This is a genomic window from Pseudoalteromonas sp. 31A1, from assembly GCF_011378815.1.
Taxonomy (GTDB): Bacteria; Pseudomonadota; Gammaproteobacteria; order Enterobacterales; family Alteromonadaceae; genus Pseudoalteromonas; species Pseudoalteromonas arctica.
Window position 1 is genome coordinate 499472 of the sequence record NZ_WTKY01000001.1, and the last position, 15015, is coordinate 514486.

Below are 15015 nucleotides of genomic sequence, written 5' to 3' on the forward strand. Positions count from 1 at the left end.
CCATTTGAAAAATTTGTACAATCATAGCAATAAAAACAGTATCTCGAAATGACTGATTTGTTACTGTTGAATATGAACAAATTTAATGCATATACTTTTATTTATTCATATTTATCAAAAATAGGCAGTGGCTTAGCCATGTTCTTCGGAAATTGAATATAGTAACGCAGACCTTTGCCCGGTTCACTCGTTGCATCAATAGAGCCACTAAGGGTTTGCTTGACCAAATTAAGCATTATATGGGTGCCTAATCCGCTACCGCCTTCATCGCGTTTGGTAGTAAAAAATGGGTCAAATAATTTTTTTAATTGCTCGTTAGTAACACCGTTACCGTCATCTTTGTAATCAATAGTTAAGTTAGTGTCATCAGCGCTTATTTTAATATCCATTACACCGTTGCTTTTACCTTCAAAGCCATGAATAAGTGAGTTCATAATTAGGTTAGTAAAAATTTGGCTTATAGCCCCTGCAGGGAGATTTAAAACTAAATCATCAGGACATTCTAATTTTATAGTATGGGATGTCTTTTTTAGTTTTGGGTGCAGTGAGCGTATTACTTCGTTAGTGTAATCTTTAAAGTTAATGGTTCTTACTGCTTCACTGGCTTGATCGACCGCTATTTGTTTAAAGCTAGCTATAAGCTCCGAAGCTCTATCTAAGTTAGTGGTTAGTAAGCTTGTGCTTTGCTTTGCTTCGTTAATAAATTCTTCTAGTGCTTTTGGCGAAAGTGTTTTTTCGGTATAAGCATTTTCGAGTTTATTTAAGCGTTCTTGTAAAAATGATATTGCCGTTACACCTATCCCAATAGGGGTGTTTATATCGTGTGTAATACCTGCTACAAGTCCGCCTAGCGCAGCCATTTTTTCTGTGCCTAGTAAACGTTCCTGTGCAAGGCTTAACTCTTCTATATAGCGCTGAGATTCAGTTTGCTTTGTAATTAACTCTAGCTCTGTGCTGCGGCGTAAGTCTACTTCTTCGGTGAGGACAATTTTTTGCTTTTCGAGTTCGTATTTTTGCTGCTGTAAATCCATCATTGCTTGGCTTAAGTTGGATGTTTTACGGGCTACGTCTTGTTCAAGTTGTATGTTGTGTTGATCAAGCTTTTCGTTACTTATAATGAGTTCTTTTTGGGTGTGTTCAAGCTCTTTTCTATACTGAACCACTTTATCTATTAGTTTGTTAAATGACTGCTCCATCACTTTTAGTTCATTATGTTCTTCTGTTTCTATTTCTATATGTTGACCTTCTAGCTCGTCTAGTTCTAAATTTTCTAGTTGCTCAGTGAGTTCTGCTAAAGGGTCTGTAAGAAGTTTTCTAAATGCCATTAAAAATAAGATGATCAAAAAGGTGGTTTTAATCATCGCATTACCAATCAAAAAGTAGATTGATACCATAATGCGGCTAAAAACAACTTCTCGACTTGAGAATAAGGTAACGTCACCAACTTGAGTAGCACGACCTGAAAATTCAAAAATAAGTGGAAAGGTATAACCAAATAAACCCGATTTTGCGTCTTCTAAAATAACCTCTTCTTGTACTAACTGTTGGTTATATAGCTTATGTATATCAAGAGAGCGCCCTAGCTGTGAAATAATTTCGCCGCTGTCGTCTCGAACAATAATCCCTTCAATCATGGGGATGGCGAGTAAACCTTCTGCTGTTGTAATTGTTTGCTTGGTATTAAGCTCCCAAATTGCACGTGTTAAGCTGCGACTAAAGGTTTTTTGTAAGGTACTAAGTTCATCGCGAATATAGTCTTTAGTATTGACGTATTCAGCAAGCACTTGTCCACAGGTCACTACAAAGGTAAGCAAAAAATAGACGGATAAAACGCTAGTCAGTAGCTTCTTAGAAAGACTTTTTTGTAACATGAGTGACTTGTTCATCCTTTATTATTTTTGTAACGTTACGATAGTAATTTAAAAGTTAGTCAATAAACCTCTAAAAATAAATAAAAAAGTTAAAATTTAATAAGATAAATCCAAAAAGTGAGCGTGTAGTATCAAAGTATTTAAACCAAGGTATAAATTAATAAATTCGTTATCTGTTATGTATTGTAGGCTTAATTAGTATTTGCTTTGGTTAATTATATCTTAAACGGATTTATTCTATATTTATCATTGTATTAAATTATTAATGCGCTGAGTGCTTGGAGGCGTGTTAAAGTGTCTAAAATGCAATGGAAGGCATTAGTTTAATAACCTTTTAATAACTTTGATGGTTGTGTAGTAGTAAACATGATGAAATTTTCGATATTAGTCTGTGACGATTCTGCAGTTGCCCGTAAACAAGTCGTGCGGTGTTTAAATGAATGTATAGACGCTCAAATACAACAAGCTACAAATGGAGCGCACGCTCTAGAACTTTTACGAGCACAAAGCTTTGATTTATTGTGCTTAGATCTCACCATGCCCGAAGTTGATGGTATACAAGTACTCGAGACTATAAAAATAGAAAAAATAGAGTGCTTTGTTTTAGTTATTTCTGCCGATATACAAGAAAAAATGAAGCAACGAGTCGCACAACTTGGCGCAATAGACTTTATCGATAAACCTATCAACAAATCTAACTTAAACGAAATATTGCATAAATTTGGCATTCATTAGGTTTTTTCATGTTAAAAAAGGCTGTTTTATCTTTTAATTTAGGGTTGACAGCATAGCCTTTGTTAAGGCAGTCTTAACATATGAAAACAATTAATCGCGTACTGACCATTATTATTACAACCATCATTCTTACTGGATAGTGGCATAGGTCGGTGCAACAAATTTAAAGGCCTGTGTTCACTTAGAACACAGGCCTTTTTTCGTTTTATGGGATGAGGAACATAAACAATGCGAGTTTTAAAATTTGGTGGGTCTTCGCTTGCCGACTATGCATGCTTACAACAGGTAGCTCAGCTAGTTAAAGCACAATTAAAAGATGAAATGCTTTTGGTACTTTCTGCTCCAGGTGGAATGACCGATTCGCTAGTTGCACTTGCAAGTGCTGCAGAACAAGGCTCTGACTTTTCGCAGCAATGGCAAGCATTAGTTAGCCGCTGTGAAGGTTTGAAAGCTGACGTTGAAAAAAGTGGTGTAGTAGTTACAAGTTGGCCAAACTTAGGCGAGCTTAAAAATAAACTAGATGGCGTATCACTTATACAATGTTGCCCTGATCAAGTTCGCGCATTTGTAATTAGCTTCGGAGAGCGCGTTAGTGTTTCTTTAATGCAGGCTTTATTGAACTCGCACGATGCAAGATACTTAGAAGCAACAAGCTGTATCGCTTCAACTGGCGGTTATATCGACGCCGAGGCTGATTTAGTAACAAGTAAAGCGCGCTTTCAAGCTGTGCTTAAAGAAAGCCCTGCAACTATCTATATCATGCCTGGTTTTACGGCGAGTAATGATAAAGGTGAGCTTACAACGCTTGGCCGTAATGGCTCAGATTACTCAGCAGCCATTGCAGCAGCATGTTTAGAAGCTGAGATTTGCCAAATTTGGACTGACGTTGATGGTGTATACAGTGCTGATCCTCGTTATATTAAAAAAGCGACTAAAGTAGATTTTTTATCTTATAAAGAAGCGATGGAGCTTTCTTATTTTGGTGCAAAAGTACTTCACCCTAAAACAATTTTACCGTGTGCTAAAGCAGGCGTGCCGTGCGAAATTAAAAATACGCATAACCCAGACGCACAAGGCTCATTAATTGGTAACGATTATTCATCAGATGAGCCAGTAAAAGCGCTTTCGAGCCTACAAGACCTTGCAATGCTAACTGTCTCAGGGCCAGGCATGAAAGGCAAAGTAGGTATGGCGTCTAAGGTATTTAACGCGCTTGCTCACGATAACGTATCAATTGTATTGATCACGCAGTCATCATGCGAATTCAGCATTAGCTTTTGTGTACACGAAACAGACCTAGCACTTGCACTTGATGCGCTACAAACTGCATTTGAACTTGAATTACAAGCAGGGCTTATTGAGCCTGTACAAGTACAGCGCAATTTAGCCATTGTTACTTTAGTGGGCGACAACATGCGCGCGCACCGTGGCTTAGCGGCTAAGTTTTTTGCATCGCTTGCACAAGCGCAAGTAAATATTGTGGCAATTGCACAGGATTCTACAGAAAGTGCTATTTCAGCAGTAATTGATGGCGAACTTTGTAACGACGCCGTAAAAATATGCCATGAAAACTTTTTCACGCATGTGCCGTCAATTGATGTGTTTTTACTAGGTTGTGGCTTAGTAGGGCAAGAGCTTATTAATCAGCTTGAGCGCCAACAAGCGTGGCTTGAAAAACGTAATATTAAACTCAACTTGTATGGTGTTGCTAACTCTCGCCAATTACACCTTGATAGTGAAGGTATTGCTTTTGGTGATTGGCAGCAAAAATTGGCCTCATCTGAGCAGGCGTTTGATTTAAAACTAGTAGAGCAGTTTGTTAAGCAAAATCATTTAGTAAACCCTGTGCTTGTTGACTGTACGTCGTCGGATGCACTTGCTGCGCAGTATGTAGACTTTTTAAATGCAGGTTTTCATGTGGTTGCTGCCAATAAAAAAGCAACAACAAGCTCATACACGTATTACCAAGATTTAATTGCAGCAACGCAAAAGAATAATCGTAAATTTTTATACGAAACGAACGTTGGTGCAGGCTTACCAGTAATCGACAACTTACAGTCATTATTTGGTGCCGGTGATGAGTTATTAGAGTTTAGCGGTATTTTATCAGGTTCACTTTCGTATATGTTTGGCGCACTTCAAGATGGTTTATCACTTTCTGAGGCAACTATTAAAGCCAAAGAAAGTGGCTTTACTGAGCCAGATCCTCGTGATGATTTATCGGGTACCGATGTAGCACGTAAGTTATTGATCATCGCTCGCGAAGCCGGTATGAAATTAGAGCTAAGCGATATTGAAGTTGAGTCAGTATTACCACCAGGTTTTGCACAAGGTGATAGCGTTGATGAGTTTATGGCAAAACTACCAAGCTTAGATGCTGATTTTAACGACCGTATCAAAAGCGCTGCGAGCGAGGGTAGGGTACTTCGCTATGTAGGCACAATTAAAGAAGGCCACTGTAAAGTAGGTATTGAAGCGGTAGATGCAAAGCATGCGCTTAGTGTCATTCGTGATGGTGAAAACGCACTGGCTATTTTAAGCCAATACTACCAGCCACGTCCGTTTGTAATTCGTGGTTATGGCGCCGGCTCGGAAGTAACAGCCGCGGGTGTATTTGCTGATATTTTAAAAACGTTATCGCGCTAGGAGCTCGTTATGATTGAAGTATATGCTCCGGCGTCTATTGGTAATTTTGCAGTGGGTTTTGATGCACTTGGCGCAGCGCTTGCGCCAATTGATGGCAGTTTGTTAGGTGATGTAGCCGTTGTAAGCGCAGCACCAAGCGACGAATTTATTTGCACAGGCGAGTACGCTCACAAGTTACCAAGTGATGCTAATGAAAATTTAGCGTACCAGTGCTTAGTGCATTTTAGAGCGCATGTTGCGCCTACTATGCCAAGCGTAAAGCTCGAGCTTAAAAAGAACTTACCAATTGGCTCTGGGCTTGGCTCTAGTGCATGTTCGGTCGTGGCTACTTTTGCTGCCCTTGATAAGTTTGCAAAAACTAATTTAAGTCAGGTTGAGCTTATTGAACTGATGGCTGACTTTGAAGCTGTAGTAAGTGGCGGTCGTCATTACGACAACATCACGCCATGTTATTTAGGTGGCTTGCAGTTAACAGGTGATTTAATTCCTGATAAATCGATTGCACTGCCTGTTGATGAAAACTGGTACTACGTTGCTGCGTTTCCTGGTTTTTCACTCAACACTGCAAAAGCGCGCTCTGTTTTACCAAAAGAGTTGAGCATGCATGCAAGTGTTGAGTTTGCTCAGCGTTTGTCGGCATTTAGTAGCTTGCTGTTAACTAATCGTTTTGACGATGCGCTAAGCATAATGAAAGATGAAATAGCAGAACCTTACCGCGCACCGCTTATAAAAGGCTTTAGTGAAGCCAAAGCAAGCTTGCCAGCGCTGGGCGCTGAAATAGTCAGTATTTCGGGCGCAGGACCAACCTTATTTAGTGTGTGTAAAACACTTGAAGCTGCACAGCAATGCGCGCAGTGGTTAGAAACCAATTACATTAACGAGCAAGGCTTTTGCCACATTTGTAAATTAGATAACGACGGCACGCGTCAATTAACAGTTTTATAGGATAGGTAGTCATGCAATTACATAATTTAAAAGATAGCTCACAAAAAGTGTCGTTCGTTGAAGCCGTAAAAACAGGTTTGGGTCGTAATCAAGGTGTGTTTTTCCCTGAATCCCTTGCCCCACTGTCCGATGTTGATGCATTGCTTGATATGGACTTTGTTACACGCAGTGGTAAAATATTATCTCACCTAATTGGTGATGAGCTGCCAAGCGACACTGTGGCACAAATGGTTAAAAATGCATTTAACTTTCCAGTTAAGCTGGTGGAAGTTGAAGAGAATACATACTGCTTAGAGTTGTTTCATGGTCCTACACTTGCGTTTAAAGACTTTGGTGGTCGCTTTATGGCAGAGTGTTTAACGCAGTTTAACAAAGACGAGAAAGTAACTATTTTAACAGCAACATCGGGCGATACCGGTGCAGCTGTAGCGCATGCTTTTTACAATAAACCAAATATCGATGTTGTTATTTTATACCCTAAAGGCAAAATTTCACTTGCTCAGCAAAAGCTATTTACTACGCTAGGTAACAATATTCATTGTTACGCAGTTGAGGGCAGCTTTGATGATTGCCAAGAGCTAGTTAAAAATGCCTTTTTAGATGAAGAAGTTAAATCAACACTTGGGCTTAACTCAGCTAATTCAATTAATATTAGCCGTTTAGTTGCTCAGGTTTGTTACTACTTTGAAGCCATCGCACAGCTACCAAAAGAAAAACGCGCAACAGCACATATATCAGTACCTAGTGGTAACTTTGGTAATGTGTGTGCCGCAATGATTGGTGCGGTTATTGGTTTACCTGTTGGCAAATTAAGTGCAACAACAAATCAAAATGATACTGTGCCGCGCTTTATGCTTGATAAAAACTGGACGCCAAACGCAACGCTTGAGTCGCTTTCAAATGCGATGGATGTAAGTAAGCCAAACAATTGGCCGCGTGTACAAACAATGTTAGATAATAACTGGTTTAGCTACGATAATTTTTATTCAACAAGCGTAAACGAGCAAGACACGCAAGCCGTGATGAAAAAAATTCAACAAACTGGCTATGTTGCGGAGCCTCATACTGCTATTGCTTACCAAGGTCTTGTTGAAAATCGGGCACCTGGTGCAGCGGGTATCTTTTTAGCGACAGCTCATCCTGCTAAGTTTAAAGAAAGCGTAGAGGGTATTCTAAATATTGAATTAGGTATGCCAAAACCACTTGCTGATGCACTAGCAAAACCATGCCTAGCAAGCGATATGAACGCCGATTACGACGAGTTACGTACCGAAATGCTCGCTAAATTAGGCTAAGTTAAATTAAAAGGAAAAGCGGCTTGAGCCGCTTTTTTTATAACTTTATACGGATGAATACACTTAGTTATATTTACTAATTAAATGTAGTGAATATAATTCATTTAAAATTATTATGGCTTTATAAAAAAATATCATCTTAAAAGAGCTGTGAAATAGTTTCAATCCCTGTTTAAATATCCTCAACTTAAGAGCGTAGGCAAAGAGTCGTTTAAAGCGTACAATAAAGCCTCTAAAAAACACCATACACGTTGCCCTAGGAGACCCCAATGTTAGAACGTAGCATGAATATTTCGGATTTTGATCCAGAGTTATTTGACGCGATAACCAAAGAAACTGCTCGCCAAGAAGAGCATATCGAACTAATCGCTTCAGAAAACTACTGTAGCCCACGCGTACTAGAAGCGCAGGGTTCACAGCTTACAAACAAATACGCAGAAGGTTACCCAGGCAAACGTTATTATGGCGGTTGTGAGCATGTAGATGTTGTTGAGCAATTAGCAATTGACCGTGCTAACGAATTATTTGGTTCTGACTATGCTAACGTACAGCCACATGCTGGTTCGCAAGCAAATGCGGCTGTTTTTCTAGCATTGTTAGATGCAGGCGATACTGTATTAGGTATGAGCTTAGCTCATGGTGGTCACTTAACTCACGGTTCTCACGTAAGCTTCTCTGGTAAGCTTTACAATGCAATTCAATACGGACTAGATGAAGCAACGGGCGAAATTGATTACGCACAAGTTGAAGCGCTAGCACTTGAGCATAAACCAAAAATGATTATTGGTGGTTTCTCAGCGTACTCAGGTATTGTTGATTGGGCTAAGTTCCGTGAAATTGCTGATAAAGTAGGTGCTTACCTGTTTGTTGATATGGCTCACGTTGCCGGCTTAATTGCGGCAGGCGTTTACCCAAGCCCAGTTCCTCATGCACACGTTGTAACAACAACTACGCATAAAACACTTGCAGGCCCTCGTGGTGGTTTAATTATTTCTGCATGTGGCGACGAAGCTATTTACAAAAAGCTTAATAGCGCTGTTTTCCCTGGTGGCCAAGGCGGTCCTTTATGTCATGTTATTGCAGCAAAAGCAGTGGCATTTAAAGAAGCACTTCAACCAGAGTTTAAAGTATACCAAACACAAGTTGTTAAAAACGCAAAAGCAATGGTTGCAGTTATGCAAGAACGTGGCTACAAAATCGTTTCTGACAAAACTGAAAACCACTTATTTTTACTTGATTTAATCGATAAAGATATCACTGGTAAAGATGCGGACGCTGCCCTAGGCAACGCTAACATCACAGTTAATAAAAACTCAGTGCCAAACGATCCACGCTCACCATTTGTAACATCTGGTTTGCGTATTGGTTCTCCTGCAATCACTCGTCGTGGTTTTACAGAAGTAGAGTCAAAAGAGCTTGCTGGCTGGATTTGTGACGTACTAGATAACATCACTGATGAATCTGTACAGGCGCAAGTTAAAGAAAAAGTAAAAGCTATTTGTGCAAAATTACCTGTATACGCTTAATTGCATAAGCAGTAGTAATTTAGATCACAACTGTTTAGTTTTTTGCTAAGATAAAAGGCCGCTATTTAGCGGTCTTTTTTGTTTTAAAACGGAAGTACCGAGTTATGCATTGTCCATTTTGTACCGCAAAAGATACTAAAGTAATTGACTCACGCCTTGTAGGCGGAGGCCATCAAGTTCGCAGACGTCGTGAATGTAATGATTGCCACGAGCGCTTTACTACATTTGAAGGCGCTGAACTGGTTATGCCTCGCGTTGTTAAGCAAGATGGCAGCCGGGAACCGTTTAACGAGGATAAGCTTTTAAATGGCTTAAATCGCGCACTCGAAAAACGCCCAGTGAGTACAGAGCAAGTAGATGAAGTTGTAAATATAATAAAATCACAACTACGCGCAACGGGTGAGCGAGAAATTTCAAGCCATTTGGTGGGCGAATGTATTATGGAAGCACTTAAAAAACTCGATAAAGTTGCGTACGTAAGATTTGCTTCTGTTTATCGCTCGTTTGAAGACATACGCGAATTTGGCGAAGAAATTGCCCGTTTAGGGGAGTAACAATGCAAAGCCAAACTATTTTTACCGAACAAGACGAAATGTATATGGCACGCGCCATAGAACTTGCCAAAAAAGGGCGGTTTACTACAACGCCTAATCCTAATGTTGGCTGTGTATTAGTTAAAAACAATCAAATAATTGGTGAGGGTTTTCATCAATTAGCAGGCCAAGGGCACGCTGAAGTAAACGCGTTAGCTATGGGGGGCAACAGTGCACAAGGCGCTACCGCTTATGTAACGCTCGAACCTTGTAGTCATTATGGGCGTACGCCACCGTGTGCTGAAGGCTTAAAAAAGGCAGGCGTAGTAAAAGTAATTGCTGCTATGGTTGATACAAATCCACAAGTTGCAGGCAAAGGCCTTAAAATACTGAGCGACGCCGGTATTGACGTTGCTTATGGATTACTTGAATCACAAGCTCGCGCACTTAACGTTGGCTTTTTTAAGCGAATGGAACAAGGCTTACCTTATGTGACCTGTAAAATGGCAGCAAGCATAGATGGTAAAACAGCGCTTAAAAATGGGCAAAGTAAGTGGATCACAAGTTCCGCAGCTCGCCAAGATGTACAGTTATACCGAGCGCAAAGCTGCGCTATTTTAACCGGTGCCGATACCGTGTTAGTAGACGATGCTAAACTTAATGTGCGACTAAGCGAGTTGCCTTGCACGTTACCTACCGATTTACCGCTTCGCCAGCCCGTGCGTGTTATAATTGACTCTCAAAATCGCTTAACACCTGACCTTGCTTTATTTAAAATCCAAAGTGATGTAATTATATTTACGACTAAGGTTGATAAATCCCTGCAATGGCCGCATTTTGTAAAGCATATTGAAGTAAGTGAAAGTAACGGTAAAGTTGATTTACAGGCTGTTTTAGAAAAGCTTGGGCAACTGCAGTTTAATAATGTTTGGCTTGAGAGCGGAGCAACACTTGCTGGTAAAATGACAGAGCTTGATTTAGTTGACGAGTTTGTTTTTTATTTGGCGCCTAAATTAATGGGCCATGATGCAAAAAGTTTAGTTAATTTTCCTGAATTGACGAGTATGCAAAACACCGTTAATTTAACATTTAATGAATGTGCGCGCATTGGTGACGATTTACGTATCACCGCGTTAAAAGCTCATTAAAACCACTTAATAAAAAAGAGTAGCGCTATGTTTACTGGAATAATAGAAGCCACAGGCAAAATTGCTTTATTACAAAAAAAACAAGGCGACTTAGCTATTCGCATTCAAAGTGCTGATCTTGATATGAAAGATGTAAAGCTAGGCGACAGCATTGCAACCAATGGCGTTTGCTTAACCGTAGTTGATAAACATATTGACGGTTTTAGTGCTGATTTATCTAACGAGACGATTGGTTTAACCGGTTTTGCTCACTATGCTTTAGGGCAAACGGTTAATCTTGAAAAAGCCATGCAACCGGTTTCGCGTTTGGGCGGTCATTTAGTATCTGGCCATGTTGATGGCATTGCGACTATCACAAGTATTACAGCAAACGCTAGAGCAACAGAATATTGGCTTACAACCGACGAAAATTTAATGAAATACATTCCGTACAAAGGTTCGGTATGTATTGATGGTATAAGCCTGACAGTAAACGCTGTAGAGGGCAATAAATTCAAATTAACAATTGTCCCACACACGAGTGAGCAGACTACAATTGCTCATTTTAAAGTAGGTACTCAAGTTAATTTAGAAGTCGATCAAATTGCACGTTATTTAGAGCGCCTTATAAAAGGTGCAGAGCAACCAACGGGCTCTGATATTTCGATGAGCTTACTCGCAAAAGCGGGTTTTATTAAATAACGAAACTGATAACTTACACGAGCAAATTTATGAATTTACACAGCGCACAAGAAATCATCGATGATATTAAAGCCGGTAAAATGGTTATTTTAATGGATGATGAAGATAGAGAAAATGAAGGCGATTTAATAATAGCTGCTGAGCATATTAGCGCACAAGCGATTAACTTCATGGCGACTCATGGCCGTGGTTTAATTTGTTTAACTATGACGCAAGATCGTTGCGAGCAACTTGATTTACCGTTAATGGTTAAAAACAATGGTGCTGCATTTTCGACTAACTTTACAATGTCGATAGAAGCATCTAAAGGTGTTACAACCGGTATTTCTGCTGCTGATAGAGCGCGCACAGTGCAAGCGGCTATAGCAAAAGGCGCAGTGCCAACTGATATTGTTCAGCCTGGTCATATTTTTCCTATCATGGCACAACCTGGCGGCGTATTAACTCGCGCAGGACACACTGAAGCTGGCTGTGATTTAGCACGTTTAGCTGGGCTTGAAGCATCATCAGTTATTGTTGAAATACTCAATGCTGACGGCACCATGGCGCGTCGCCCTGATTTAGAAGTGTTTGCGAAAGAGCACGATATTAAAATTGGTACTATTGCTGATTTAATTGAATACCGTAACTTAAATGAAACGACAATTGAGCAAGTTGCAAAATGTAAGTTGCCTACTGTTCACGGTGAGTTTGATTTAGTGACTTATAAAGACACAATTGACGGCCAATTACATTACGTATTGCTTAATGGCGACATAAAAGAGCAAGAACCGACAAATGTACGTGTACATTTGCAAAGCACTTTTAACGATATCCTACTTTCAGACAGAAGTGCTGACCGCAGCTGGGGCCTTTCTGAGGCAATGGCTTATATTGCTAAAAATGAAGGTGCTTTAGTTATTTTAGGTAAGCAAGAAAGCACTGAAGAGTTAGAGGCAACTGTAAAAGCATTTGCAGCAGCTGATGCGGGCGAAAGCGTTACGCCACGTAAATTCAAAGGTACATCTCGTACTGTTGGCGTAGGTTCGCAAATACTTGCAGATCTGGGAATTAAACAGATGCGTTTAATGAGTCGTCCTAAAAAGTATCATGCACTTTCGGGCTTTCATTTAGAAGTTGTTGATTACATTGAGCCACAATAAGCATCACGCTTAAACTAGGCTATTATTTTATTTTTATGGTATGATGCGCAGCAATTTTTGCGCAATCGCAACCGCTTGAACTTATTTTTAGGGTTATCAAATGAAAATTATTGAAGGTAATAAGTACGCTCCAGGTAAGAAATTTGCCATTGTCATTTCTCGTTTTAATGACTTTATTGGCAGCAGCCTCCTTGCAGGTGCTGTTGATGAGCTAAAACGCACTGGCGGCGTATCTGATGACGACATTACCGTTATTTATGTACCAGGCGCGGTAGAATTACCTTTAGCGGCTAAACGCGTTGCGGCAAAAAAAGAGTATGATGCAATCATCGCATTAGGCGTAGTGATCAGAGGTGGTACACCACACTTTGACCTAGTTGCTGGCGAATCAAACAAAGGTCTTGCGCAAGTATCACTTGAGTATGATATCCCGGTTGCATTTGGCGTATTAACCACAGAAAGCATTGAACAAGCAATTGAGCGTGCTGGCACCAAAATGGGCAATAAAGGCGGCGAAGCTGCTTTAGGCGCGCTTGAAATGGTTAATGTGTTAGATAAAATTTAAGTTTAAGGAATTTTTGTGAAACCAGCAGCAAGACGTAAAGCACGTATCTTAGCACTCCAAGCCGTTTATTCTTGGCAAATAAGTGGCAATTTAATTGCCGATATCGAACAACAAATGTTGATCGAAACAGACGTTACTAAAATTGATGTTGAATACTTTAAAGACCTAGCGACAGGTGTTGCTGTAAATTACAAGCAACTAGATGAAGCTGTATCGCCACATTTAACACGTCCGTTTAATGACTTAGATATGGTTGAGCGCGCAATTTTACGTTTAAGCAGCTATGAACTTAAGTTCCGCGACGATGTACCTTATAAAGTTGCTATCAACGAAGGTATTGAGCTGGCCAAAATATTTGGCGCTGAAGACAGCCATAAATTTGTAAACGGTGTACTTGATAAAGCTGTTAAGCATTTACGCAAGTAAGTAACCGTTAAAGAGGGGAGCCGGCATAGGCCGGCTTTTTTGTGTATGAAGGAATTTGAATTAATTAACCGCTACTTTAAAGGTCGCGGGATCACCCGCCGTGATGTAAACCTAGGTATAGGGGATGATTGCGCTTTAGTAACTGTTCCACAAAACTGCCAACTTGCCGTTACAACAGACACTCTTGTTGCTGGCGTACACTTTTTTGATGATATTTCCCCTCGTGCATTAGGTCACAGAGCGCTTGCTGTTAATTTAAGTGATTTAGCGGCAATGGGCGCTGAGCCAACATGGGTTTCAGTTGCGTTAACCTTGCCAAGTATTGACCCACAGTGGATTGAAGAGTTTACTGAAGGCATGCATGAAATTGCAGAATACTTTAATGTGCAGATTATAGGTGGCGATACTACTCAGGGTCCATTAACCATCACTATTTGTGCAAAAGGGACTGTTCCCGAAGGTACTGCACTTCGTCGTAGTGGCGCAAAAGTGGGTGATTGGATTTATGTTACGGGTCCGCTTGGTGACGCTGGACTTGCAATTGAGTCTCGAAAACAAGATATAAGTATTGAGCCAGAGCATTTAAAGTACTTAAATAAACGCTTTGACTTTCCAACACCACGAGTTGCTGCAGGGCAGGTGTTACGAGGCCTTGCATCATCGGCTATTGATGTGTCTGATGGTTTAATCGCTGATTTAAGCCATATACTTGATATGTCGCAAGTAAATGCAGTTGTGAATATTGAAAGTATTCCGACTTCAGATGCAATGCAAGCAAGCCTTGATTTTAATCAGCAGCTTCCATTTATTCTTAGTTACGGTGATGATTACGAATTAATTTTTACTGTACCTGATAGTAATAAAAGTATGCTAGATATAAAACTACGCCAGTATGGTGTAGATGCAACATGCATAGGTCAAATTAAAAGTGGCGATGGTCAAATTGAACTTTTACACAACGGTGAAAAGTTTGATTTTAAGCAGCAAGGTTTTGAGCATTTTGCAAAGGAGCTGGTTTGAACAAAAACCGAAAGTTTAATTTAAAGCGCCCACATCAGTTTTTTGGTTTGGGTTTTGGTACTGGGCTTGCGCCTAAAGCGCCTGGTACATTTGGCACTTTTGCTGCACTGCCATTCATTTTTATGACTATGTATTATCCGCTATGGTTGCAAATTGTGTTTGCCGTAGTGATCAGTATATTTGGTATATGGGCCTGCGGTAAAACGGCTGATGATTTAGGCGTGCACGACCATCCTGCTATTGTATGGGATGAAGTGGCAGGTTATTACATTACAATGATTGGTGCAGCACTTAGCTGGCAAACATTACTCGTTGGTTTTTTGTTATTTCGCTTTTTTGATATAGCAAAACCTGGCCCAATCCGTATGCTAGACAAACGAGTACATGGTGGTTTAGGTATTATGGCCGATGATATACTTGCGGGCGTTTTTTCGCTTATATGCTTACAGGCGCTAATAAAAGTGGGTTTACTACCCTTTTAA

The 15015-nt window shown here is 40.2% G+C and carries 14 protein-coding genes; 13 read left to right on the plus strand and 1 reads right to left on the minus strand.

All coding sequences use genetic code 11. The features are described 5' to 3' along the window. Positions 1-101: 101 nt before the first annotated feature. A complete protein-coding gene (locus tag GQR52_RS02320; RefSeq protein ID WP_024593692.1) occupies positions 102-1871 on the minus strand; it encodes an ATP-binding protein in 1770 nt (589 codons plus the stop codon). A gap of 366 nt (positions 1872-2237) precedes the next feature. Between GQR52_RS02320 and GQR52_RS02325 the strand changes: the two genes are divergently transcribed. From GQR52_RS02325 to GQR52_RS02385, 13 genes are all read left to right on the plus strand, one after another. Beyond that, positions 2238-2606, plus strand: a complete 369-nt coding sequence (locus GQR52_RS02325) for a response regulator (RefSeq protein WP_024589756.1) — start codon at positions 2238-2240, stop codon at positions 2604-2606. A 228-nt stretch (positions 2607-2834) separates the two neighbouring features. Continuing rightward, entirely contained in the window at positions 2835-5252 is a 2418-nt protein-coding gene (gene thrA / locus GQR52_RS02330; protein WP_165722047.1) for a bifunctional aspartate kinase/homoserine dehydrogenase I, read from the plus strand. 9 nt (positions 5253-5261) lie between these two features. After that, entirely contained in the window at positions 5262-6197 is a 936-nt protein-coding gene (gene thrB, locus GQR52_RS02335) for a homoserine kinase (RefSeq protein ID WP_165725716.1), read from the plus strand. Between the two features lie 11 nt (positions 6198-6208). Further along, positions 6209-7492, plus strand: a complete 1284-nt coding sequence (thrC, locus tag GQR52_RS02340) for a threonine synthase (protein WP_165727305.1) — start codon at positions 6209-6211, stop codon at positions 7490-7492. Between the two features lie 269 nt (positions 7493-7761). Next, entirely contained in the window at positions 7762-9018 is a 1257-nt protein-coding gene (gene glyA, locus GQR52_RS02345; RefSeq protein ID WP_165727306.1) for a serine hydroxymethyltransferase, read from the plus strand. 104 nt (positions 9019-9122) lie between these two features. Continuing rightward, entirely contained in the window at positions 9123-9572 is a 450-nt protein-coding gene (gene nrdR, locus GQR52_RS02350) for a transcriptional regulator NrdR (RefSeq protein ID WP_006794272.1), read from the plus strand. Between the two features lie 2 nt (positions 9573-9574). Further along, complete coding sequence (ribD, locus tag GQR52_RS02355) at positions 9575-10699, plus strand: bifunctional diaminohydroxyphosphoribosylaminopyrimidine deaminase/5-amino-6-(5-phosphoribosylamino)uracil reductase RibD (protein WP_165727307.1); 1125 nt, start codon at positions 9575-9577, stop codon at positions 10697-10699. Between the two features lie 27 nt (positions 10700-10726). Beyond that, complete coding sequence (locus tag GQR52_RS02360; protein WP_165727308.1) at positions 10727-11380, plus strand: riboflavin synthase; 654 nt, start codon at positions 10727-10729, stop codon at positions 11378-11380. A gap of 29 nt (positions 11381-11409) precedes the next feature. Beyond that, complete coding sequence (gene ribBA / locus GQR52_RS02365) at positions 11410-12522, plus strand: bifunctional 3,4-dihydroxy-2-butanone-4-phosphate synthase/GTP cyclohydrolase II (RefSeq protein WP_165727309.1); 1113 nt, start codon at positions 11410-11412, stop codon at positions 12520-12522. Positions 12523-12622: 100 nt separating this feature from the next. Next, a complete protein-coding gene (gene ribE / locus GQR52_RS02370) occupies positions 12623-13087 on the plus strand; it encodes a 6,7-dimethyl-8-ribityllumazine synthase (protein WP_002961753.1) in 465 nt (154 codons plus the stop codon). Positions 13088-13102: 15 nt separating this feature from the next. After that, a complete protein-coding gene (gene nusB / locus GQR52_RS02375; protein ID WP_024599862.1) occupies positions 13103-13513 on the plus strand; it encodes a transcription antitermination factor NusB in 411 nt (136 codons plus the stop codon). Positions 13514-13558: 45 nt separating this feature from the next. After that, positions 13559-14533 (plus strand): thiamine-phosphate kinase, encoded by a 975-nt coding sequence (gene thiL / locus GQR52_RS02380; RefSeq protein ID WP_165727310.1) that lies wholly within the window; start codon positions 13559-13561, stop codon positions 14531-14533. Continuing rightward, complete coding sequence (locus tag GQR52_RS02385) at positions 14530-15015, plus strand: phosphatidylglycerophosphatase A (RefSeq protein WP_007587120.1); 486 nt, start codon at positions 14530-14532, stop codon at positions 15013-15015. Before thiL ends, GQR52_RS02385 begins: the two co-directional genes overlap by 4 nt.